Source organism: Nonlabens sp. Asnod3-A02 (assembly GCF_045063755.1).
GTDB lineage: Bacteria > Bacteroidota > Bacteroidia > Flavobacteriales > Flavobacteriaceae > Nonlabens > Nonlabens xylanidelens.
The window spans coordinates 985,068-1,007,482 of record NZ_JBEFOC010000008.1 but is presented as its reverse complement, the minus strand read 5'-3'; the positions used below and the strand labels follow the sequence as shown (position 1 = coordinate 1,007,482).

20 protein-coding genes and 1 tRNA gene are annotated in these 22,415 nt (G+C 34.7%); 9 read left to right on the top strand and 12 right to left on the bottom strand.

Translation table 11 applies throughout. The annotated features are described in order from the left end of the window. Window positions 1-126 precede the first annotated feature (126 nt). Both ACJJVN_RS14530 and ACJJVN_RS14525 read left to right on the top strand, forming a co-directional pair. A complete protein-coding gene (locus ACJJVN_RS14530; protein WP_405379021.1) occupies window positions 127-2,358 on the top strand; it encodes a polyribonucleotide nucleotidyltransferase in 2,232 nt (743 codons plus the stop codon). A 174-nt stretch (window positions 2,359-2,532) separates the two neighbouring features. Continuing rightward, window positions 2,533-3,456: a DUF302 domain-containing protein gene (locus ACJJVN_RS14525; RefSeq protein WP_405379018.1), complete on the top strand. Its 924-nt coding sequence runs from the start codon at window positions 2,533-2,535 to the stop codon at window positions 3,454-3,456. Between the two features lie 88 nt (window positions 3,457-3,544). Here ACJJVN_RS14525 and ACJJVN_RS14520 read toward each other — a convergent pair whose 3' ends face one another. The 5 genes from ACJJVN_RS14520 to ACJJVN_RS14500 form a co-directional block, all read right to left on the bottom strand. Next, window positions 3,545-4,396 carry an IS3 family transposase gene (locus tag ACJJVN_RS14520; RefSeq protein WP_405379266.1) on the bottom strand — a complete coding sequence of 284 codons (852 nt, stop codon included), beginning with the start codon at window positions 4,394-4,396 and terminating at the stop codon, window positions 3,545-3,547. Then, a complete protein-coding gene (locus ACJJVN_RS14515; RefSeq protein ID WP_405379016.1) occupies window positions 4,393-4,827 on the bottom strand; it encodes a hypothetical protein in 435 nt (144 codons plus the stop codon). The genes ACJJVN_RS14520 and ACJJVN_RS14515 overlap by 4 nt, the downstream gene beginning before the upstream one ends. A 159-nt stretch (window positions 4,828-4,986) precedes the next feature. Continuing rightward, complete coding sequence (locus tag ACJJVN_RS14510) at window positions 4,987-5,838, bottom strand: hypothetical protein (protein WP_405379013.1); 852 nt, start codon at window positions 5,836-5,838, stop codon at window positions 4,987-4,989. Window positions 5,839-6,225: 387 nt separating this feature from the next. Then, window positions 6,226-6,483 (bottom strand): hypothetical protein, encoded by a 258-nt coding sequence (locus ACJJVN_RS14505; protein WP_105023089.1) that lies wholly within the window; start codon window positions 6,481-6,483, stop codon window positions 6,226-6,228. A 130-nt stretch (window positions 6,484-6,613) separates the two neighbouring features. Next, window positions 6,614-9,109: a chondroitinase-B domain-containing protein gene (locus ACJJVN_RS14500; protein WP_405379010.1), complete on the bottom strand. Its 2,496-nt coding sequence runs from the start codon at window positions 9,107-9,109 to the stop codon at window positions 6,614-6,616. A 151-nt stretch (window positions 9,110-9,260) separates the two neighbouring features. Here ACJJVN_RS14500 and rpe point away from each other — a divergent pair, with 151 nt between their 5' ends. From rpe to ACJJVN_RS14485, 3 genes are all read left to right on the top strand, one after another. Further along, window positions 9,261-9,917 carry a ribulose-phosphate 3-epimerase gene (gene rpe / locus ACJJVN_RS14495; RefSeq protein ID WP_104514552.1) on the top strand — a complete coding sequence of 219 codons (657 nt, stop codon included), beginning with the start codon at window positions 9,261-9,263 and terminating at the stop codon, window positions 9,915-9,917. A 224-nt stretch (window positions 9,918-10,141) separates the two neighbouring features. Continuing rightward, entirely contained in the window at window positions 10,142-10,744 is a 603-nt protein-coding gene (locus ACJJVN_RS14490; RefSeq protein WP_104514551.1) for a MarC family protein, read from the top strand. Between the two features lie 2 nt (window positions 10,745-10,746). After that, the gene (locus ACJJVN_RS14485; protein WP_104514550.1) at window positions 10,747-10,947 is read left to right on the top strand and encodes a hypothetical protein; all 201 of its coding nucleotides are present in this window, start codon (window positions 10,747-10,749) and stop codon (window positions 10,945-10,947) included. Window positions 10,948-10,954: 7 nt separating this feature from the next. On the opposite strand, the gene ACJJVN_RS14480 is transcribed toward ACJJVN_RS14485, so the two are convergent. The 3 genes from ACJJVN_RS14480 to ACJJVN_RS14470 form a co-directional block, all read right to left on the bottom strand. Next, on the bottom strand, window positions 10,955-12,532 hold the full coding sequence (locus ACJJVN_RS14480; RefSeq protein WP_405379008.1) for a S41 family peptidase: 1,578 nt from the start codon (window positions 12,530-12,532) through the stop codon (window positions 10,955-10,957). Further along, window positions 12,532-12,960 carry a dCMP deaminase family protein gene (locus ACJJVN_RS14475; RefSeq protein WP_104514548.1) on the bottom strand — a complete coding sequence of 143 codons (429 nt, stop codon included), beginning with the start codon at window positions 12,958-12,960 and terminating at the stop codon, window positions 12,532-12,534. Before ACJJVN_RS14475 ends, ACJJVN_RS14480 begins: the two co-directional genes overlap by 1 nt. Window positions 12,961-13,082: 122 nt before the next feature. Next, window positions 13,083-13,673: a HupE/UreJ family protein gene (locus ACJJVN_RS14470; RefSeq protein WP_104514547.1), complete on the bottom strand. Its 591-nt coding sequence runs from the start codon at window positions 13,671-13,673 to the stop codon at window positions 13,083-13,085. 233 nt (window positions 13,674-13,906) lie between these two features. On the opposite strand from ACJJVN_RS14470, the gene ACJJVN_RS14465 reads away from it, so the two are divergent. Further along, window positions 13,907-16,135, top strand: a complete 2,229-nt coding sequence (locus ACJJVN_RS14465) for a response regulator (RefSeq protein WP_405379005.1) — start codon at window positions 13,907-13,909, stop codon at window positions 16,133-16,135. Between the two features lie 4 nt (window positions 16,136-16,139). Here ACJJVN_RS14465 and ACJJVN_RS14460 read toward each other — a convergent pair whose 3' ends face one another. Further along, window positions 16,140-16,604 (bottom strand): CBS domain-containing protein, encoded by a 465-nt coding sequence (locus ACJJVN_RS14460; protein WP_104514545.1) that lies wholly within the window; start codon window positions 16,602-16,604, stop codon window positions 16,140-16,142. Window positions 16,605-16,777: 173 nt separating this feature from the next. Here ACJJVN_RS14460 and ACJJVN_RS14455 point away from each other — a divergent pair, with 173 nt between their 5' ends. The 3 genes from ACJJVN_RS14455 to ACJJVN_RS14445 all read left to right on the top strand — a co-directional run bounded on the left by ACJJVN_RS14455 (window position 16,778) and on the right by ACJJVN_RS14445 (window position 19,965). Further along, window positions 16,778-18,493 (top strand): FAD/NAD(P)-binding protein, encoded by a 1,716-nt coding sequence (locus ACJJVN_RS14455; RefSeq protein WP_405379002.1) that lies wholly within the window; start codon window positions 16,778-16,780, stop codon window positions 18,491-18,493. A 294-nt stretch (window positions 18,494-18,787) separates the two neighbouring features. Further along, window positions 18,788-19,264: a PA2169 family four-helix-bundle protein gene (locus ACJJVN_RS14450; RefSeq protein ID WP_405369854.1), complete on the top strand. Its 477-nt coding sequence runs from the start codon at window positions 18,788-18,790 to the stop codon at window positions 19,262-19,264. A 287-nt stretch (window positions 19,265-19,551) separates the two neighbouring features. Continuing rightward, the gene (locus ACJJVN_RS14445) at window positions 19,552-19,965 is read left to right on the top strand and encodes a BLUF domain-containing protein (protein WP_405369855.1); all 414 of its coding nucleotides are present in this window, start codon (window positions 19,552-19,554) and stop codon (window positions 19,963-19,965) included. Window positions 19,966-20,035: 70 nt separating this feature from the next. On the opposite strand, the gene ACJJVN_RS14440 is transcribed toward ACJJVN_RS14445, so the two are convergent. The 3 genes from ACJJVN_RS14440 to ACJJVN_RS14430 form a co-directional block, all read right to left on the bottom strand. Continuing rightward, window positions 20,036-20,120: transfer RNA gene (locus ACJJVN_RS14440), tRNA-Ser, on the bottom strand. Window positions 20,121-20,187: 67 nt separating this feature from the next. Further along, window positions 20,188-21,264, bottom strand: a complete 1,077-nt coding sequence (locus tag ACJJVN_RS14435; protein ID WP_405378999.1) for an asparaginase — start codon at window positions 21,262-21,264, stop codon at window positions 20,188-20,190. Then, window positions 21,254-22,384 (bottom strand): 1-acyl-sn-glycerol-3-phosphate acyltransferase, encoded by a 1,131-nt coding sequence (locus ACJJVN_RS14430; protein ID WP_405378996.1) that lies wholly within the window; start codon window positions 22,382-22,384, stop codon window positions 21,254-21,256. Before ACJJVN_RS14430 ends, ACJJVN_RS14435 begins: the two co-directional genes overlap by 11 nt. Between the last annotated feature and the right edge of the window lie 31 nt (window positions 22,385-22,415).

The following is a 22,415-nucleotide window of genomic DNA, read 5'->3' as shown; positions in this document are numbered from 1 at the left end:
TCGCAGTTCAAGATGCATGCGATGCGTCTTAACAGTGTAAGGACTGCACTGCAAATCAAAGCTGGTTTCTCACAAAGTAAACGCCTTCTCTACCACACAACTTGAGATTAATGTTTAACTATAATTATGAAACCACAAGTTTTTAAACAAGTGATTAAAATGGCCAACGGGCCTGACATCACTATCGAAACTGGAGCGCTTGCAAAACAAGCACATGGATCTGTTGTGATCACATGTGGAAAAGCAATGCTTCTAGGAACTGTAGTATCCAGCTACAAATCAACTGGACTAGACTTCTTACCACTTACTGTAGATTACCGTGAGAAATTTGCCGCTGCCGGTAAATATCCAGGTGGATTCTTTAAGCGTGAGGCACGTCCTAACGATGGAGAAGTACTTACTATGCGTCTTGTAGACCGTGTATTACGTCCATTATTCCCTAAAGATTACCATGCAGAAGTACAGGTAATGATTCAATTAATGTCTCATGACCCAGAAGTAATGCCAGATGCTATGGCAGGTCTTGCTGCAAGTGCTGCAATACAACTATCTGATTTACCTTTTGAATGTGCTATATCTGAAGTACGTGTTGCGCGTGTAGATGGTGAGTTTGTTATCAACCCAAGTTATGCACAGTTAGAAGCAGCAGATCTTGAGATGATGATAGGTGCTAGTGCTGACTCTGTAATGATGGTTGAAGGTGAGATGAGTGAAATTTCTGAAGAAGAAATGATCGCTGCTATCAAAGCCGCTCATGAAGCTATCAAAGATCAATGTGCTGCACAAATCGCTCTTGCTGAACAAGTAGGCAAAAAAGAAGTACGTGAGTACGAAGGTGAAAAAGAAGATGCTACCATAGAAACAAAAGTAGCAGAACTTGCTTACCAAAAAGTATATGATGTTGCTAAAAAAGGAAGTGCAAAGCACGAACGTAGCGCAGCATTCTCTGAAATCAAAGAAGAGATCAAAGCAACTTTTTCTGAAGAAGATCAAGCTGAAAATGGAGATCTTATCTCTAAGTATTTCAACAAAACACATAAGAAAGCAGTACGTGATGTACTACTTAACGAAGGTGTACGTCTAGATGGTCGTAAGACTACAGATATACGTGATATATGGTGTGAGGTAGATTACCTTCCATCTACACACGGTAGTGCTATCTTCTCTCGTGGAGAAACTCAAGCACTGGCAACAGTAACTCTAGGTACTTCTAGAGATGCAAATGTAATAGACATGGCATCTCAAGAAGGAGAAGAGCGTTTCTACTTACACTATAACTTCCCTCCATTCTCTACAGGAGAGGCTCGCCCATTACGTGGTACGTCTAGACGTGAGATAGGACACGGTAACCTAGCACAACGTGCATTAAAAAGAATGTTACCAGAAGATCTTCCTTACACAGTAAGAGTAGTATCTGAAGTACTTGAATCTAACGGTTCTTCTTCTATGGCAACAGTTTGTGCTGGTACTATGGCTATGATGGATGCAGGTTTACCTATGAAGAAACCAGTTTCTGGTATCGCAATGGGATTAATCACAGATGGTGATAAATACGCCGTTCTTTCTGATATTTTAGGTGATGAAGATCACTTAGGAGATATGGACTTTAAAGTAACTGGTACAGCAGATGGTATCACTGCTTGTCAAATGGATATTAAAGTAAAAGGTCTTTCTTATGAAATCCTTACTAATGCTTTAATGCAGGCTAGAGATGGTCGTATGCACATATTAGGAAAACTTACTGACACTATCGCTGTACCAGCTGCAGACGTGAAGTCACACGCTCCTAAAATGGAATCTTTAGAGATCGAAGGTAAATTCATAGGTGCTGTAATAGGACCTGGTGGAAAAGTTATCCAAGAGATGCAAAAAGAAACTGAGACTGTAATCAACATCAAAGAAGATGGTGATATGGGTGTTATCGAGATAGCTGGTACAGACCGTGCTAAGATCGAGGCTGCTCTAGAAAAAATCAGAAACATCATTTTTGAACCAACTGTCGGTGAGGTTTACAGCGTAAAAGTTGTAAAAATGCTTGACTTTGGTGCAGTAGTAGAATTAAGGCCAGGTAAAGAAACATTACTTCATGTAAGTGAGTTTGATTACAAGCGTATTGAAGACCCATCTACAGTTCTTAAAGTAGGAGATGTTCTTGACGTAAAATACATGGGTGTAGATCCACGTACTAAAAAGCAAAAAGTATCTCGTAAAGAATGTATGCCTAAACCAGAAGGTTGGGTAGAGCGTCCACCACGCCAGCGTGATGACCGTCGTTCTAATGACCGTCGTCCACGTCGTGATGACCGTAAGAAAGACGACAGACCACGTCGTGATGCTAATGATTCTAAGTCTGAGTAATAAATTACAACTATCACTCTGAATTCATTTCAGAGTCTGATAGTATGTATTATTCTTATAGATTATTATAAATTTAAAATCCCTGTAACTTAATTGTTGCAGGGATTTTATTTTAAGATCATTTTAGACCTTATATTGAGTTAACAAGCTTAGTTTTAAGCAAAAAAAAACGACATGAAGTTCATATACCTAATACTTGCTTTACCTATCATCTTTATCTCTTGTAATACTACAGATAAAAAGACAACACCTGTCATCGCTAATTCTCATCAAGTAAACGGAATGAATTACATGAAGAGCAATCAATCATTTGATGACACCTACCAGACTTTAAAAACTACCTTATCCAACAACCCTGCTATAAAAATAATTGCCGAAGTCGACCATAGCGCTAACGCTGGTAATTCCAACATTGAACTGAATCCAGCTAAGTTAATTTTATTTGGAAACCCAAAGTTAGGAAGTCCGCTAATGTTAGAAAATCAACAAGCTGGTTTAGATTTACCACAACGTATTCTCGTTTTTCAAGACAGTAATAAAGATGTTTACTTGGCCTACAACAACAGCACCTTTTTGAGTCAACGTCACGGTCTAACTTCTGAAGAAACAACTTTAGACAAAATTTCTAATGCTCTTGCTATGCTCACAAAAAAGGCAAGCAATTCTACTGCCATGGAAAGTGACGACACTCAAACAACACTTAATGAAGGAATTATTACTACAGTAAGTAAACAAGACTTTGACGCTACCTACACAACTCTTAAAAACACGATTGAAAATAATCCTGCCTTAAGAATATTTACAGAGTTAGACCATCAAGCAAATGCTCAAAATACTGACATAGAACTAAGACCTACGCGAGTGATTATTTTTGGCAATCCTAATCTAGGAAGCCCATTAATGGATTCGTCACCAACTACCGCGCTCGATTTACCACAAAAAATGTTGGTATATGAAAATGAATTAGGTGAGGTTAAAATTAGTTACAACAGTACTGACTTTCTAACCAATCGTCACCATTTAAAAGATACAGAAAAGTCAATTGATAAAATATCAAAAGCGTTACAAAAGATAGCAAATACGGCGGCTGGACTTTAATGTAACCTCACCTCATGTCTAGTCCTAAATAACCGATACAGATTATTAAAGGATTAAATTTATTATTTAAATCTCAATGAAGCTATCTTCATTGAGATTTTTTTTTTGATTTGTATGTTTTTCTTGTTAATTGATTTTGTTTGTGCATTTGATTAGGTGTAAGCATATGATTAGAACAGTGTGGTCTAAATGAGTTATATATTTCAATAGATTCTTTAACGAGTATATTCTTTAGCTCTATATTTTGGATATTTTTGTTAATGAAGAACTCCTGTTTTAAAATTCCATTTATTCTCTCTGCAATAGCATTTTCATAAGGATCATATTTTTCGGTCATGCTTGGTTTAATACTGTTTTTGCCTAATAAAGCTTGATACTCATTTGAGCAATATTGAAGTCCTCTGTCAGAGTGATGGATCAACGGGCTGTCTTTATAGTTTCTCTCATTAAGTGCCATTTCTAATGCTTGCAGTGAACCTTCTACAGCTAGACTCTGAGATACATTATAACCAACTATCTTCTTTGAATATGCATCTGTTATTAATGCTAGATAAGATGGATTTTTTCTGGTTCCTATATAAGTTATATCACTTACCCATATTTGTTCTGGTCTGTTTATCTCCACAGAGCAGACTATGTTTTTATGTTTTCTAAACCTATGATGAGAATCAGTAGTTATATGGTAGCTCCTTTTAGGTTTTATAAGCATATGATTTACTCTAAGTATTTTAAAAAGCTTATCTCTTCCCACGTTTAATTCAGAGAGCTGTTTTTCTAGTTTGTGATATAATTTCCTAGTCCCTATTCTACGCATCACACGACGCACATCATTAACTAAGGCAATTACCTTTTGTGCTGTACGTTGATTGCGAGCTCTTTTCCTTAGAGCTCTATAATAAACCTGTCTGCTAAGTCCAAGTAAGTTACAGGCAGAAACTATTGTTTCTTTGTGTTCTTTTTTGAAGTTTTCGATAACTCGGGCTTGTAATTTTTTCTGATCTCAATGTCGTATTCTTTTTCTGCCATATCAACAAGCATATCAAAAATAATTACTTTCTTATCTGCTCGTTCTACTAAATGTTCTGCTCTTGCTTTCTGCTTTTCAAGCAACTTGACTCTTGCTTCTAGTTCGATAATTTTTTGTTCAGGTGTTTTAGACATGCTTACAACGGATAGGTTTTCCCAATCAAAGGTACCGTATTTACGAAGCCATGAGGTAATTGTTGATCTTGCTTGAATACCATATTTCAAATGGGCATTCAATCTATCAAGTTGTCCTGATTCAATTTCTTCTACCACTTGAAGTTTAAAAGAAAGCGAGTAGTCTTTTTGGGTACGCTTTACATAACCAATGTTTATAGATGTTTTCATTACACTAAAATTTTAGTGTATCGCTATTCTAGGACGGGACATATTTATAAAAACAAAATGCCTCTTGAAATTTCAAGAGGCATTTTTGTTTGTTGTTGTTTCGCTTTCGCGAAAGCGGATAACTTGTTTCTCTTTTTTGAATACAGTAATTTATATGTTCTACCTTCTAAATCCTGAAAAATAATCTGCTTCCATCTCAAAGAAATTATCCGTATAGTTCTCAGCAGTCCAAGTTTCCAGCAAATACAAACCTCTTAATGGAATATAGTGTGCTTCGATATATAAGTTTGAGTTCAACCATTTATAGAATTTATTTTTGTCTTTTCTGATGTCTAAAAACGGTTGATAATAAGTATTTAAAATACTGTACTCATTATTTTGCAAAACATGGACAAATTCATGTTTAATCAAAGAGATAGAATTCTCATTTCTTTCTCTCACTAGATATCCTGCACTTGCATATGCTCTTTGGCCATTCAAATTAGAGTCTCCAGTTGTGAAAACGGGATGACCATAACGAAGTGATTCTTGAAACTCAAAGTTGTAACGTATTGCTGCGTCAGTAGTGAATAAAAAATCAATAGGTCGCAATTTATATTTTAATTGCCATCTATCCTTTGTATCTATTTCAATCCTATTAAATGCAATGTTAAAGTACCAATAACGTCCAAAAGGTTGGTTATATGCCGCATTATGCTGAATGCTAGAACCCATTTCATTTACAATTTTTGAACTCCAGAATAAAGGCCATTGATCATGTGAATCAACTTCTCTCAAGATTCGTTTACTTTCAAATTGTAAATAACCACCTACTGCACCTTGCCACCACCGTTTCTTTATTACATCCCAGACTTTCTCTTCCTTATCTTTATTAATTATCGCTCCTACTGTTGTAAACACTGTACCAATACCGATACTATACCCAGCAGCTTCAAAATCATTAGATTGTGCAAGGGAAGTATTCGTAAATAAAAAAATAAAAAAACTAAATATGTATAACGATAATTTCATAACATTCAATTTATGATAACAGGGTACTTTATAATATAAGTTGTATTATGGTCCTTTAATTCCAAAATACTACCACGCCCATCAATATAATAACTTTTACCTCCGTTGCTAACTTTTAAAACTGGTTTGTTCGATTCAATCGCTCTTAATCGGATGATATTATCATATTGCTTTCTGCCATAATAGGAATTATTCATAAAAAAGTCAATTGATAAAATATCAAAAGCGTTACAAAAGATAGCAAATACGGCGGCTGGACTATAATGCAACATTAACTTATTAAAACAAAAAATCCCTCTTGAAATTTCAAGAGGGATTTTTAATCTATAGTTTGTCATTGCTCTAAAAGCGTCTAATACAGCCCTAAAAAGGCTTATAGTAAAGCGACTATAATACATAAAACATCATGTAGCCGCCATAGACTAGGCTACCTAAGATAAACACTCCAGAAATAATCCAAGAGGTTCTACTTTTTACAATCTCGCCATTTTTAACCTTCTTAAAAATCAAGAAACTAAAAACAGCTATTGCAACTAATAAAATAGCCATTTCAATTCTGAAGTCCTCTACATACTTTCTTACAAACATGTAGTACACAAAAAGAAATAAAAATATAAGAATTGGAAGGTTAGTTGTTTTTTTCATAGTTCTAAAATAATAGTTTTTTTTTATGGAGCAACTATTTGTTATCTCGCTTTCGCGAAAGCGGTATTAAAAAAGCCCTATAACTATTAAGTTACAGGGCTTTTTTGATTACATAAATCGTTATTTATTACTATTGTTTAATCACTTTATCAATAAACAAAACTTCATTATTATCTCCTGTCAGCTGTATAAAGTACATTCCAGCAGTTAATGAACTATTAATTGAAATTTGATTACTAGAAGTGATGGTGTCACTTTCATACACCACTTTCCCTAGAAGATCGACTAATTTTATAGAGCTTACTTCATTTACAAAAGTATTCGGTATATCAATAGTAAATTGATTTTTAAATGGATTTGGATAAATACTTATTTGAGCTTCTAAGATGTTATCAGTGTTAGATAATACAACACCACCACAAATAATTTCTAGATCAGATATAGAAACCCATGGACCTGTATATGTTGCTGCTCCTGTAACTGTTAGTTTTACATAGCGTACAACAGTAGGATTAAACGTGTCATTTATAGAAGTACCTCCAGTCGTATTTGCCTGACGATCTACTAAGGTTGTAAATCCTGAAGTCGCTGATGTGGTAGAACCTTCAATTACATATTGATAATCACGTCCTGAAAATGGATATAGATTCATACCGCTTACATTGAGTCCTTCTCCTAAATCAATCACCATAGATTGTGGAAATGTCATCGCACTCCATCTATTACTATCGTTGCCATCTATTACATTTATAGCCTCATTACCAACTTGCTCATTTGTAAAACTATCTACACTAGCATTTAACGCAAGGTTAGTTCCTGGCAAACAATCTGGAGCCATTAACGGTGCTGTTACCGTAATCATAGATGTTGTTGTAAAACCACCATCTACCGTAGTGGCTGTGATCGTTGCATTTCCTGCTGCCACGCCAGTTACTACACCGCTTGCATCCACAATTGCTATTGTGGTATCACTAGAAGACCAATTCACTTGTTGATTTGTAGCAGTTGATGGAGTAACAGTTGCAATCACTTGAATGGTTCCTGATTCTTGAACAGTAGCTGTAGTAGGATTTATACTCAGCCCAGTTACTGAAACAGGTGCACAAGTAACAATAGGAGAACACGTCGAAGTAACAGTAGTTCCTATGGCATTTATATAACAAGATCCTTTACCATTACCTACCTGAGCATCTATTATAGGAGATGGATTTGTAGCCATACCAGTTGCTCCTACTATTTCATGAGCTCCCACATCTTTATTTGTAGACGGTCTTGTAAAACCCTCTATATCTCTAGAGACTTGATTAAAAGTTCCAGACGAAACATCTACTGCTGGACCAGTTGTACTTGGTTTAAAAATCTCGCCACTTGGACTGAAGTTAGCATTTACGTTTGTAATTCCAGAATTAGTGATTCCGATGTTGGAACCACCAAAAATATTTCCTTGATAAGTCATTTGACCACCTATTGCAGCTACAGAACCAGACACAATAGTTCCATTTGTACTGTAAATCAAATTATTTGCAATAATTCCCTGCGGTGGAGTCGTCGCTCTCTCACTATTATAATAAATAGGATCGTCAGAGTTATAAATAGTATTGAAAGCAATCAACACGTTGGTTACAAATTGATAACTATTACTCGTTCCTCCAGAAACTGAATCACCTCCCATAATAGTTATACCACCATTAAACGTACTGCTAGAATTATTAAGTCCTTGCATGTAATTGTTAATGATAATATGATCTTGGTCTATAACTCTAATACCGCCAGAACCAGATTTATTTTCACCTAAAAAATAATTCCCTTCTACCAGAGCTCCAGCACCATGTCTTAGCACTAACGAGCCGCGACAGCTTCTAAAAGTGTTATTACGATATGTATTTCCTAAACTCTTATTTGATATAATTTCAGACTCACCATCTACATCTTGAAAATAATTTCCCTCTACCAGCACACCGGCATTAACAAATTGCCTACCACTAGACCCTATACGTATACCTTCAGAATCTCCTGCGTTTGCACGACCATCTTTGGGAGGTACATTATAGAAATAATTATTTCTTATAATATGACCAGCAACACCACTATTTTGATGAGATAATTCTACCAGGATAAAAACACCTGTAGTGTTCTTATTCATCATCGTGCAATTTTCTACCGTATTATTTGTCCCATATAGTACAATCCATCGACTTTTTTCATCTCCTGCGGTCGCTAGGTTATTAAACGTACAATTTCTAATAACGCTATTGTTTGCAAAATCACTGCTTGATCCATCGCGTCTAAATTCTACATGATTTCTAGTACCTACTCCACCATTCCAGTAAAAGCCATCTACTATTAAATAATCTCCATAAATATTCATTTCTGAACTACCATTAAAAATAACACCACCAGGTGTTTGAGCCTTTAAAACAATAGGACTACCAAGCGTACCAGAAGCATTAAAGATTATATTTTGATTAGAATAGGTCCCGTCAGTCCAGGTAACGACATCACATGGTTGAAGATTCAATGCATTGAACTGAATCGCTGAGTTTACAGTATAGTCTGTGGCTAGCGCTTGAAATGAACTTAATAAGGTGAAAACTAAAATCGCTAAAAGAGAATATCGTGAAATCATAGAGGACTTTTTAAAGATATCATAAAAATTGGTTGACCAATTTAAGGATTTATAAATGAATAATTATCTCAGATTGATATCTTTTTTATTCCCGCTTTCGCGAAAGCGGAATCAAAAAACTTAAATTTGCAAAACCTTTAAAACACACAAGATGTCTAAACTTATTGCACCATCAGTACTTGCAGCAGATTTTGCTAACCTACAACGTGATGTAGAAATGATTAACCGCAGTGATGCTGACTGGTTTCATATCGATATTATGGATGGCGTTTTTGTTCCTAATATCTCCTTTGGTATGCCTGTATTGCGAGATATCGTAAAGCATGCGACTAAAACTATCGATTGTCACTTGATGATCATTGATCCAGATCGATATGTAGAGACTTTTGCAAATTTAGGCTGCGACATTCTTACAGTACATTATGAAGCATGTACTCATTTACATAGAACGCTACAGTTAATTAAATCACATGGAATGAAAGCTGGTGTAGCATTAAATCCGCATACCAGTGTTGATTTATTAAAAGATGTTATACAAGATCTAGATATGGTGTGTATTATGAGTGTAAACCCTGGTTTTGGTGGTCAGAGCTTTATTGAGAACACTTATGATAAAGTAAAAGCTCTTAAAAAGATAATTACTGAAAAAGGTGCCGACACTCTTATAGAAATAGATGGTGGCGTTACTGATAAAAATGCAAAACAACTGGTAGACGCAGGAGCAGATGTTCTAGTTGCAGGTAGCTATGTATTTAAGTCTAATGATCAAGAAGCTACCGTTGCTGGCCTTAAAAAACTAGTTAACTAGTAGAATTATAAGTGAAGTAGTCGCTTTATAATAACGATAATAAAACTTTAAATAGCCTTATCATCACATCAAATTAATCGATGTAATGATAAGGCTATTAGCATTTAAGCGATTAACTAAGTGTTATTTATGTGTCTAATTATCCTTAATGTTTATTTAACCTATATTGTTAATCATTAAACAGTTTATTAGAATTACTTTTGCACGCTGAAAATACAGATGTTATGGGAAATAATGCATTTATTGAATTTTTTACTGCCTTTGATCTTAAGGAGACTTTTACGGCTGGGATGATACTTTTTGCCGTTATTGACATTATAGGTAGTATTCCTATTATCGTTGATTTAAGACGTAAAGTGGGTCATGTACAAAGTGAAAAAGCATCTATAGTTGCTGGTATTCTTATGATCGTTTTTATGTTTGTAGGAGAGAGCATGTTGGGACTTATAGGTATAGACGTGAACTCATTTGCTGTAGCAGGTGCTTTTATTATTTTCTTTATTGCTCTAGAAATGATTTTAGGTATACAGCTTTATAAAGATGACGCGCCGGAAACTGCTGCGATTATCCCTATCGCTTTCCCTCTTATTGCTGGTGCAGGAACATTAACTTCTGTACTTTCTTTAAGATCTGAATACTCTGCTATTAATATTATACTAGCGATTATATTCAACATCGGTTTTGTGTACATAGTTCTTAAAAACTCTGGTCGCATAGAAAAACTAATAGGTAAACAAGGAATTAACGTGGTTAGAAAAATCTTTGGTGTTATCTTGCTAGCCATAGCTGTGAAATTATTTACAGCAAATATTAAAGAGCTATTCTAGTTATGAAATATGTATTTTATTTTATCTTAATTCTTGCGATTGCCAGTATCGTTTTTAACGCAACAAAATTAGACTTTAACAACTTGCTTCAAGGAGAAAGCCAGATAGGCGCTATAAGCATAGTGGCAGCATTATGTGTAGCTATACTCATGAGTATCATGTTAGTGTCCTATAAAATTAAGGACAAATACGAGAAAAGCTAAGCAACCCTTAGTTACTCAATTCCAGCAGCTTTTCAATCATTATATCATCTTGATTTAACAATTTGATTTTAAGCTCTGTCGTAAAAAGTTGTTCTGCCATAGAAGATTTAATAATTGAACTTATCTCATCTCTATAACCTGGCAGTTTCATACTAGTATTATATAATTTTGCATAGATTATAAAGTCACCCATTAATTTTTCTGAGACTTTATAGTTGTTTATAAATTCTTCTTGAGAGATGTTTCTCATAAAACGTCCTTCTTCTTGAAGATATTTATTTACAAATTGGTCTGCAAAACCTGTTCTACCAAAGTAATCTAGCGTTTGTAAGATATAATCATCTGGACTAGCTACAAAAACATCTGGTATAATACCACCACCGCCATAAACTACTTTACCACCAGGTGTCACCTTGCGCAATGAATCGTTTACTTCTATATTAGACTCATCTAATAACTCTCCATTATTATATCTATCTATGTATTCTTTAAAGTAATCTTCATTACCATTTTCATAAGGTCTTTGAATACTCCTACCAGTAGGTGTGTAATATCTTGCAATAGTTAAACGTACAGAGCTGCCATCTCCTAATTTAATTTCTTGTTGCACCAGTCCTTTACCAAAACTCCTACGACCTATAATAGTACCGGTATCATTATCTTGTAAAGCACCTGCTACTACTTCACTTGCACTAGCACTATTCTCATTTATTAAGATAAATACGTCACTACTTTCATAAGAGCCGTAATCAGTAGCATAACTATCCTTACGTTTTTGATCGCGATCTTTTTGAAAAAGAATCAGCTTATCATCTTCCAGAAACTCGTCGGCTATGTGAACTGCTGCACTTAAAACGCCACCTGGATTATCTCTTAAATCTAGTGCTATTTGAGTAGCACCAGCTTTTTTTAAGTCTTTAATTGCTTGTTCAAACTCGGCATCGGTAGTTTCTGCAAAGCGGTTAATTTTAATATACCCTAGACTTCTCGTGAGCATATAAGCAGCATCTATACTTTTAATAGCTACATTACCTCTAGTAACCGGTATATTAATTACAGTATCATCTCCAGGTCTTAAAACTCCTAAAACAACACGAGAACCTTCTTCTCCTTTTAAAACATTTGTAGAAACGGCGTTCTCACCGAATAGTGGTTTACCGTCTGCATATAATATTTTATCACCACCTTTTATTCCAGCCTTATCACTTGGGCCATCTTCTATAGATCTCAAAACAGATATGGAGTCCTGATTCACAAAAAAGCGTATTCCTATACCTACGAAGTCGCCTCTCATGCTATTCTCTACATCTTCTGTCTGGTCACTAGGTATGTATACCGAATGCGGATCGAGATTTTGCATGATCTCATTTACCGTTACATCCACAATACTATCTGTATCGATTTTATCTACATAACGCTGGTCTATGAGATCTATCAATCTATTAAGCTTGCGTTTTTTTGCAGTGCTAGAAGATGCGATATAATTATCACCTAAATTACTACTGTTAAGAGCACTCCCTAACCATATACCTATGGCAAAGAATATTCCCAAAAACAAAGGATAATACAGGTAACTTTTTTTCATTAATCGACTTCTTCTATTTGTTCTATAATAACTCCTGCTTTCTCTAGAAATTGCAAGCCGCTATCATCTTTATAACCTTCCATGTAGACTACACGTTTTATGCCACTTTGATGTATTAATTTACTACAGTCTTTGCAGGGTGACATGGTTATATAAAGCGTTGCATCGCGACAACTTTGTGTAGAACCAGCTACTTTTAAAATCGCATTAGCCTCAGCATGTAGCACATACCATTTTGTATAACCCTCGTCATCTTCACAAAAATTTTCAAAACCACTAGGTGTACCATTATAACCATCGCTTATAATCATGCGATCACGTACGATAAGCGCACCTACCTGACGGCGCTGACAGTGCGATAATTTACCCCATTCTGTCGCCATTCTCAAATAAGCAACGTCGTATCTATGTTGTTTTTCTTTTTTCACTTTTTTGGTATAATAGTAAATTGCCTTCTAGTTAAAAAGCTTGTTAGGTACTTATAAAATAAGTAAGTATTTGAAATGATTTTTAAAATTCCGCTTTCGCGAAAGCGAGATGAAAACAATTTTTAAAAAATCCATCTTACAATTAACAATGGCAGTATCATTCCTAAAATAATGGAAGAGATAATCTGAACCCATTCTTTTTTATTAAATCGGAATATCCCTGTAAATATAAAGTTTAAGATTAAAATCACTAATATGATAAGCAACTGACCCAACTCCAGTCCTAGAGCAAACTCTAATAACATTAACAAATCACTCTCTGCTCCAGCAGCTAACATTTTAAAACCACTAGAGAAACCAAATCCATGGATAAGACCAAAGAACAATGCAAATATCATGGTGATCCAGTTATGGTTATCGCGATGTCTTTTTCCTGCTGTAAAAATGTTATACAGCGCCGTAATAGCTATAGTGACCACAATTAAAAACTCTATATAAGAACTATTAAATGACACCTTACCATAAATCACTAGCAATAATGAAAGAATATGACCTACTGTAAATGCAAGACTCAGTCCTAAAAGCTTTTTCCAACTATTAAATAAAAATGGCACTGCCATAAGAATAAAGAAAAGTACATGATCATATGCACCGACGTTAAAGTTCATAACGTGATAAAAACCTTCTTTAACATATAAAATAAAATCGTCCATTAGAAATAGTTGTTTAGGGTATGATCAAAAATAAGGTTTAGACAGTGAGAATGAAAATGCTTTGCCCTAAGATATTTACAAGAATCTATAAATGAGTATTTAAAATATTAATTGCGACTGTGGTTTATTCGGCAAACGGTTTTTAATATGAAACATTCACTGATTTCTTTAAGTAAAGAGCCATTTAATTATAAAAACATAATATTTTTACCGTAGATCTTATACTGAATCACTTGACGCATAAAAACGCTCCATACGCACTACTCTTTATTTTATTTACGTTTTGGACTGGCACAACTACTGCACAGAAAGACTCTACTGTGTTAGATGTGAAATTAATGGACTCCTTATTTGAAAAATCCTACAATTTATTTTCTGAAGGGAATTATGTAAAGTCCTTTGAAATCAATTTAAGAACATTAAAACTAGCTTTATTAGTCAAAGATGATCTTTATGCTAGTAGGGCCTATGGTTATTTAGGATACGACTATCTTAACCAAGGAGACACGATAGAAGCTCTTAAAAATTTTAAGCTAGCACACGATATTGCAAAAGAACTCAACGACCCAACCATACTAGCAAATACATATGGCGACCTTTCTAGCATCTATTCCCTAAATCCAAAAACGCAAAACCTAGCCAGAGAATTTACTTTAAAAGCCATAGAAACTTATAAAGCTACTAACGACACATTAGGCCTACAGTATATATATCATAACTATGCAGATGCATTAAATGACAGCGGCAGGTTTACCGAGATGAAACTGGTAATCGATAAACTTAATGGAGCAATGTTTGAGAAATATGACGAACCTCTTTACCGCTCTTCTATCAATAACATGACGGCAAATTATTACTTTCATTCTGGAGATTATAAAAAGACAGATTCCTTATTACTAGCGGCAATTTCTTTAAGCAAAGATCTAGGCTTCAATGACGAATTACAGAGATCATATGAATTATTCTCACTAAGTCTTACCGCACAAGAGAAGTACAAAGAAGCATATGAAACGAGACTTAAATATGAAAATGTATTTAAGTTAAGAGCAAAGGAAAAAGCAGCTATAGAAAACAACAGACTAGCTGCTGCGTATAAAAACGATCAATTTAAAAAAGATCTAGAAAAATCAGAAGCCGAAAGCGAATTACAAGAAAAGCAAATACGCACAAAAACAGCCTTTAATTATGCTTTGATATGTATTACAGTCATAGCCTTTTTAGGCCTTTATTTTACTTTCAAGCTTTCTAAAAAAAGAAAACAACTCAATAAAGCTTTAAAAGATAAAAACACCCAATACCTAAATCAAAAAACTAAAACAGAACAACTAGCTCTTGCAAAAAGTGACTTTTTCAGTACAGTAAGCCATGAATTACGCACACCTTTATATGGAGTAATAGGCCTTAGCACCATACTGTTAGAAAACAATAAAGAAAAAGATGTTGAGGACGACTTAAAATCTTTAAAATTCTCTGCCGATTATTTATTAGCTCTAGTAAATGATGTATTGCAAATTAATAAAATTGATTCTGATAAGATAGACGATGAAGAAGTACAATTTAACCCTCGTGAGTTAATAGAAAAAATAGTCACCACCTTTGAATACATGCGCAGGCAAAACAAAAACAACATCGCTATCCATCTTGCTGATGATTTACCTGCTCTGGTTAAAGGAAATGCGACGAGACTGTCTCAAATATTAATGAACCTAATAGGTAATGCAAGTAAATTTACCGAAAACGGACTCATAGAAATTACCGTAACCACACACCTACTGCCTGACAATAATATAAAGTTAGGATTTTCCATAAAGGATGATGGTGAAGGAATTGCACAAGACAAGAAAGAACACATTTTTGAAGAATTTAAACAAGGGGACTCTCTTAGTTATAATTACCAAGGTACTGGACTAGGACTACCTATTGTAAAACGCTTACTAAATCTATCAGGGTCTGATATAAATTTAGAGACCGAATTAGGTAAAGGATCAACATTCAGCTTTGATCTGGTCTATGAAATCGTAGCCCATGTAAATAAGCAAGAGCATCTGTCTAAAAACTCTTATGTAGTAGACACTGACATCTTAAAGGACAAACATATCCTTATTGCCGAGGACAACCGCATCAATCAAATGGTGACTAAAAAGATTTTAGAAAAAGACGGTGCCATTTGCACCATAGTAGAAAACGGAAAAGAGGCAATAAACTCAGTAGAACACAATACTTACGACCTCATACTAATGGACGTTAACATGCCAGTAATGAACGGACTAGATGCTACTAAAATAATTAAAAAGACCTATAACACACCTATTATTGCATTAACAGCCGTAGAAATAGCAGAAATGCGACAGAGTATTCTAGACTCTGGTATGGATGATATCATTATAAAACCTTATGACGTGAAGGTATTTAAGAACGTAATCATCAACAACATACTTGCTAAACAAATAGAGTCTTTATAGACACTTATCTCCACTCGTCTCCTTTGAGTTGTGTAGCAGCGATGATAACATCCATTCTAGATATTTGACCTATCAACTTACCATCTTTAGTTACAGGAAAACGTCTGTGACCGGTTTTTAAAAACCTAGATGCTGCATCAAATATATCTGCTTCTTGATCTATAGTTGCCGATTGTGAAGACATAAACTCACTAACTAATCTATTACCTACAGGCATATTGTGATACCTGCTATCACTTATGACATGCATGAGATCTGTATCGCTAATAATTCCTACCAGATTATCACTTGCATCTACCACAGGACCACCTGTTATTCTTTGTTTAAGTAAAGTATCCATGACAGATGTGATTCCTTGATCTGGAGAAAAAGTAATTAATTTACGTGTCATAAAATCCTTTACTTGAAATTTTTGACGTTCAATAGAAGAAGACTCTTCACGTTTACCCATAAAGTTTTTAATTCCCATAACTATTTGATTTTTAAGATCTTTTAAATTACAGAAAAATTATGAAAATACAAGTAAAACGAACTTTATTATTCCGTAATTCACACTTTATACTGTTAATAATAACCTTATTGCAAGATTATTAACATTAAAAATAACAATTGACGAGTATTATTAAACCATAATACTAACTAATGAAAAGAATTGCTATAATTGGCTGTGGCCCTAGAGGTTTACATAGTTTCGAGTGTTTAATAAGTTCGCTTTCGCGAAAGCGAGACCACAACATACATATTACCATTTATGACGATCAACGAGAATTAGGGTCTGGCCAAGTATGGAAAACAGATCAGGCAGGTTCAAACTGGTTAAATATATCAGATCGTGCTCTATTAAATTTAAAAGGCCGCTCAGAGACAAATTATCAATCATTTAAAGTCCCGAGTTTCCCTTCTTTTATAGAATGGATGGAGAAAAATCATGACTATGTATTATCTGATCAGGTAGATCAATTCCCACCTAGAAGAGTAATGGGAGCTTACCTTCATGAACGTTATACTTCTATAGCGACTACTCTTAAGAATCAGGAAGTATTAGAAGTAAAGACTGAAAATGTTACTGAACTTAGCTTTAAGGACCCTCATTTTATAATAACAGATGCGCAGAACACTTCACACCAGTATGATGAATGCCTACTTACCATAGGACACCAGCCCACAAAAGACGATGACCAAATTAAATCATGGAAAGAACACTGTAAAGAAGGTTCTGGAAAATTATTTGATAATCCTTATGAATATGAAAAAGAGGTCTTAAATCAACTTACCACAACTTATAGTGTTGCCTTAAGAGGTTTTGGCCTTGCTATGATAGATCTCACTAGAATCTTAACTGTGGAAAAAGGCGCTAGCTTTAAAAAAATACAAGACAGCGACTTTTTAAAATATATCCCAAGCGATGCATCCATAAAAAAAATAGTCCCTTTTTCGCTTAATGGATTACCAGTCGTACCGAAACCACTGGGAAAAGAAGTAGACCAATTCTTTACACCTAACGATGCCCAAATCTCTAGTTTTAAATCAAAAATAAATCACGCATTAGAAAATGCGCCCACCATAACAGACTTAAACTTTTTGCACAACGCTTTTTTAGACGTGGCTTTACCTATATATGAAAAACACACATCTATAAATAATTCTATGGACAGTGCAACCATAGATATTATAGCAAAAAAATGGATGCGTGATATGAGTTACAAGCACGATCTTATCCTGGATACCAGCCTAGATTGCAAACAATATATGATCGCCACAGCACAAATGGCAATGGGTAAAACGACAGTATCATTAGACTATACAATAGGGCAAGTATGGAGACATCTACAACCATCTATGTACAAGTTGTTCTCACATTGCGACCTTAATGATCTCATAATGGAAGACATAATAAAGCTAGACGAGAGCACAAAAAGATACTCCTATGGACCACCAGTAGAGAGTACACTACAATTAATTGCACTAGAAGATGCAAGCGTTTTAGACCTTAATTATGTTGCAAATCCTACAATAGATTGTGATGTAAAAGGATGGCAATTAGATAACGACAAGCAAACACAGCATATAGATGTAATGATAAATACGGTTCTAGATCCGCCTAGATTAGTAGATATAGAGAGTGGTCTCATAATCGACCTTATGAATAGTGATTTATTAAAACCTGTCACTAGCGATCTAGGAGTATCCACAAATAAAGATGGCACTGTACAGTTGGATACAAAGAATAATAGTATTCATCTTACCATGTTGGGTCGCAATTGCAAAGGTAGCGTTATGGGCGTAGATGCCATCCTAGAGTGTTTTGGTAAAAGAATAGAAGATTGGGCACATGGAATCACTGACAGAATCGCTTAAAAAGTTAGATGTATTTCTTAAATATTTAAAAAATAAGAGGAGAAACAGCTGTTTATTTAAGAATTTGTTATAGATCACCTGTTAAACAGTATTAAAACCTCTTTCAAATCCTTGTAGGAAAATTACCTTTAAAATAAAAAATGAAAAAGTTCTTTAAAATTTTAACGGTTGCTCAACTCGCATTTCAGGCCTATAATTTTTATATGGAGCATCAGCGTAAAAGGCAATTGCAACAAATCGATCAAAAATTAGATAGAACTATATAAAGACCACTTAACCTTAAAACAATTAACTATGGAAACTACAAGAGAAGAAGCAAAACAAATGGCGCTAGACGAAACAGTAAATGCGTTGAACCAACTATTAGAAAAAAATTACGATGCAGAGTCAGGCTATAAGAATGCATTATTAGATGCTAAAAATCCTTATTTAAAAACATACTTCACAAAACAAGCAGCTAGTAGAAGTCAGAATGCAAATGAACTAGATAAAGCCATACGAGACCTTAATGCCACACCTATTGAAAAAGGTAGCACAACAGCAGCAGTACACAGGACATGGATGGATTTTAAAACAGCTTTTACCGGTAAAGACGACGAGGCCATTCTAGAAGAATGTATAAGAGGTGATAAAGCGGCTGTAGAAGAATATCAAACTGTTCTTGACAATCAGGAATACTTACATGAATCTAAAAACATTGTAAGACAGCAATTGAGTAGTATTCAAAGTACGTTGCATACCATCAAAAAATTAGAAGATATTATGGATTAATATTTCTAAAAATGTGAGAGAAAGGCCTATTTATAGGTCTTTTTTTATGTCTTATTTTAGTTAATCCAACAATTTAAGTAATTTATTAAGGCCGGTTCTATGGCACTTTCGCCAAAGCGAGATCAACACCATCAAAAATACAAGGCACCGCAGCAAATAAAGTGAACTAAAAAAAACCAAAACCACTCTTGTTTAACTTATACTAGATTTTTGCTAAATAATAATTTACACTTTATTATAAGTTTTATTCTTACAAACATTTAAATTTGTCCATTCAATTATTTTTTATGGACTCCACTTACACCATTTGTTACATAAGCAAAGCTACTCCAGGACTTACGCAACAAGACATTGAAGAGCTATTTAAAACTACTTCTAGCACAAATAACAACAATCAAGTAAGCGGATTCCTTCTTCATTCTCTAGATAATTTCTTTCAGGTTTTAGAAGGTAAAGAAAGTTATCTAAAAAATCTATTTGAAAAAATTCAAGAAGATACCAGGCATAGTGATATCTACGAAGTATATAACAAGCGCACAGAGCATCCAGTTTTTTTAGATTATAAATCGCAATTTGATATCGTAAAATCTCCAGAAGATTTAAAAACTATCGTTAATTACCTTAATCAAGACATATCAAATTCTACTAATCTTAAATTAAAAAGATTATTAAAACCATTTGCCATGTTAGGAGAGTTTTAATTCCTAAATCTCTTCAAGGAAATAAAATCATAAAAAAAACCTCGCAATCAGACGACTACGAGGTTAAAAGTAGAGAGGAAGGGATTCGAACCCTCGAAACGTTGCCGTTTACACGCTTTCCAGGCGTGCGCCTTCGACCACTCGGCCACCTCTCTAAATGATAAATTCAGTTTGCAATAATAAGGCAATATACCTTTTAAAGCCAATTTTTTATTTTAAAGTCTACTCACTTATTTCGCCTCGTAATGAAGTTTCAAAATAATGTCTAAAATCTTCTATACTATCTGTGTGCTGTAATAAGTACATCATCTTAGCTAGTGCTGCCTCTGTAGTAACATCTTTACCAGAGACTAAACCTATATTTTTGAGCTGTACACTGGTTTCATATTTTCCCATCGACACCGCACCACCCACGCACTGTGTTACATTTACTATTCTAATATTTTTTAATAAAGCCTCGCTAAGAATATCCACAAACCACTTTTGAGTAGGTGCATTACCACTACCATAAGTTTCTAAAATAATACCTTTAAGTCCTGGTATACCGCAAATAGCTTGTACTACTTTTTTTGTAATTCCTGGAAATAACTTTAAAACTACCACATCCTCAACAAGGTCTGGACGGTATCTCATGCGGCTAGAATCTAACAAGAGGGATTTTTCTGTATTCACTTTCGCGAAAGCGGGATCATCCACCTGCCATTTCCATAACAAACTCTCATCTATATTTAAATGCACACCACTTATAGCCAGCGGCGGATAATTCGGCGAGCTGAAGGCCTCAAAATGCTCGGCATTCATCTTTGCAGTTCTATTTGCTCTATACAACTGGTATTCAAAATAAATACAAACCTCTTTAATGATAGGCTCATTATTATACTGCTCAGTAGCTAGTTGCAGACTGGTTATAAGATTCTCTTTTGCATCAGTACGCAGGTCTCCTATTGGGAGTTGAGAACCTGTAAGGATAATAGGCTTAGTTAAGTTTTCAAACATAAAACTAAGTGTACTACCAGTATAAGACATGGTATCACTACCGTGCAAGACTACAAAACCATCATAATTATCATATCTCTCATGAATGACGTTTCCTAATTTGCGCCATTCTTCTATATTCATGTCAGATGAATCTATAGGATGATCAAAGGAATAGGTGTCTATTTTACAGTCCAGTTGTTTAATTTCTGGAATATGAACAAGTAATTTTGAGAAGTCAAAAGCTCTTAAGGCTTTAGTCTCAGGATCCTTCATCATACCGATGGTACCACCGGTATAAATTAATAATATATTAGGCTTCATTTGAAACAGCCAGTTTTTCTTTATTAAGAACTGGTCGAGCATACATATTAAGGAAACTCTCTACCGCTTTATGGTCTTCTACATTTACCCTTAACCTTAATCTGCGTTCAAATTGTTGCATATCGTGGTCAGAATAGTGTTCTTTATATTTAGAACTAGAAGTTAATAAGTCATGTGCTACATAATTAGTAGGCCATAACATGTAATTATTCTGTATTTCTTTATCTAGATGTTGTACCACACGTTGCAATACTTGGTTGGTACTCTGATCTTCTAGTGCGTGAATATGAACTGGCTCTCCTGCGTGAATGTGGATATGTTTTTTCTGTCCTAATGCACCCTTAAGTATGCTATTAAAATCTTCGTTTTCTGATTTTATGTACTCTTCATCAGCTTGCTTTGCGAGCAGTTCTGGCACTTTTAAAATATCTGTAGGATCATATTCATAAGAGATAGAAACTGGTACAATGCGCAAATTATTTAAATAACCTTCTATACCGTTTTTACCTGCGGCCAGGCCTATCATTTTAAGAACACCTTGCTCAGTAACATCGTTACCATCTTTAGTACGTCCCTGTCTTTGCGCTATCCATACACTTCTATTTTCTTTGTGCATTAGATAGTCTATATACTCACTTAACTTCTTACTACTTAATAAAATCTCTCTAGGACTAGCACCACGTCTCACGATAAAGTTGCGAGTTAGTTTGCTCAATGCATTTACAAATGGTCTTTGCACTAGATTATCACCTATCGCACTAGCTGTTCTTATCAAGCCTTTTTTAAATAAGGTAAGATTAATAAGAGATGTATCTAAGACGATATCTCTATGATTAGAAATATACAAGTAGGTGATTTCTGGATCTAGATCGTCAAAACCAGACGTGGTTAAACCGGCACTGGACTCTTCTAGCACACGCTCTACGGTGTTGCATATTACATCTCGCTGGAAATCGTTAATAGATTTACATGCCAGTACAATTTCTTTCACCTCTTCATAGTTCTTATTAGGAAAACTGTATTGAAAAAGCTCTTTTATCATAGGGTGACGCACGGCGCTTTTAAGCGCTATTTGCACTTCGGCGTCGTTAAAAAATCTTATGTCGTCGTATCTACTCAAAATATGATGCTATAGGGTGCGCAAATGTAAT

Excerpts from the sequence above, each read along its gene's own strand:
- ACJJVN_RS14530 (WP_405379021.1), top strand. The coding sequence starts at position 127 with ATGAAACCACAAGTTTTTAAACAAGTGATTAAAATGGCCAACGGGCCT.
- ACJJVN_RS14525 (WP_405379018.1), top strand. The coding sequence starts at position 2,533 with ATGAAGTTCATATACCTAATACTTGCTTTACCTATCATCTTTATCTCT.
- ACJJVN_RS14515 (WP_405379016.1), bottom strand. The coding sequence starts at position 4,827 with ATGAAAACATCTATAAACATTGGTTATGTAAAGCGTACCCAAAAAGAC.
- ACJJVN_RS14510 (WP_405379013.1), bottom strand. The coding sequence starts at position 5,838 with ATGAAATTATCGTTATACATATTTAGTTTTTTTATTTTTTTATTTACG.
- ACJJVN_RS14505 (WP_105023089.1), bottom strand. The coding sequence starts at position 6,483 with ATGAAAAAAACAACTAACCTTCCAATTCTTATATTTTTATTTCTTTTT.
- ACJJVN_RS14500 (WP_405379010.1), bottom strand. The coding sequence starts at position 9,109 with ATGATTTCACGATATTCTCTTTTAGCGATTTTAGTTTTCACCTTATTA.
- rpe (WP_104514552.1), top strand. The coding sequence starts at position 9,261 with ATGTCTAAACTTATTGCACCATCAGTACTTGCAGCAGATTTTGCTAAC.
- ACJJVN_RS14490 (WP_104514551.1), top strand. The coding sequence starts at position 10,142 with ATGGGAAATAATGCATTTATTGAATTTTTTACTGCCTTTGATCTTAAG.
- ACJJVN_RS14485 (WP_104514550.1), top strand. The coding sequence starts at position 10,747 with ATGAAATATGTATTTTATTTTATCTTAATTCTTGCGATTGCCAGTATC.
- ACJJVN_RS14480 (WP_405379008.1), bottom strand. The coding sequence starts at position 12,532 with ATGAAAAAAAGTTACCTGTATTATCCTTTGTTTTTGGGAATATTCTTT.
- ACJJVN_RS14470 (WP_104514547.1), bottom strand. The coding sequence starts at position 13,673 with ATGGACGATTTTATTTTATATGTTAAAGAAGGTTTTTATCACGTTATG.
- ACJJVN_RS14460 (WP_104514545.1), bottom strand. The coding sequence starts at position 16,604 with ATGGGAATTAAAAACTTTATGGGTAAACGTGAAGAGTCTTCTTCTATT.
- ACJJVN_RS14455 (WP_405379002.1), top strand. The coding sequence starts at position 16,778 with ATGAAAAGAATTGCTATAATTGGCTGTGGCCCTAGAGGTTTACATAGT.
- ACJJVN_RS14450 (WP_405369854.1), top strand. The coding sequence starts at position 18,788 with ATGGAAACTACAAGAGAAGAAGCAAAACAAATGGCGCTAGACGAAACA.
- ACJJVN_RS14445 (WP_405369855.1), top strand. The coding sequence starts at position 19,552 with ATGGACTCCACTTACACCATTTGTTACATAAGCAAAGCTACTCCAGGA.
- ACJJVN_RS14435 (WP_405378999.1), bottom strand. The coding sequence starts at position 21,264 with ATGAAGCCTAATATATTATTAATTTATACCGGTGGTACCATCGGTATG.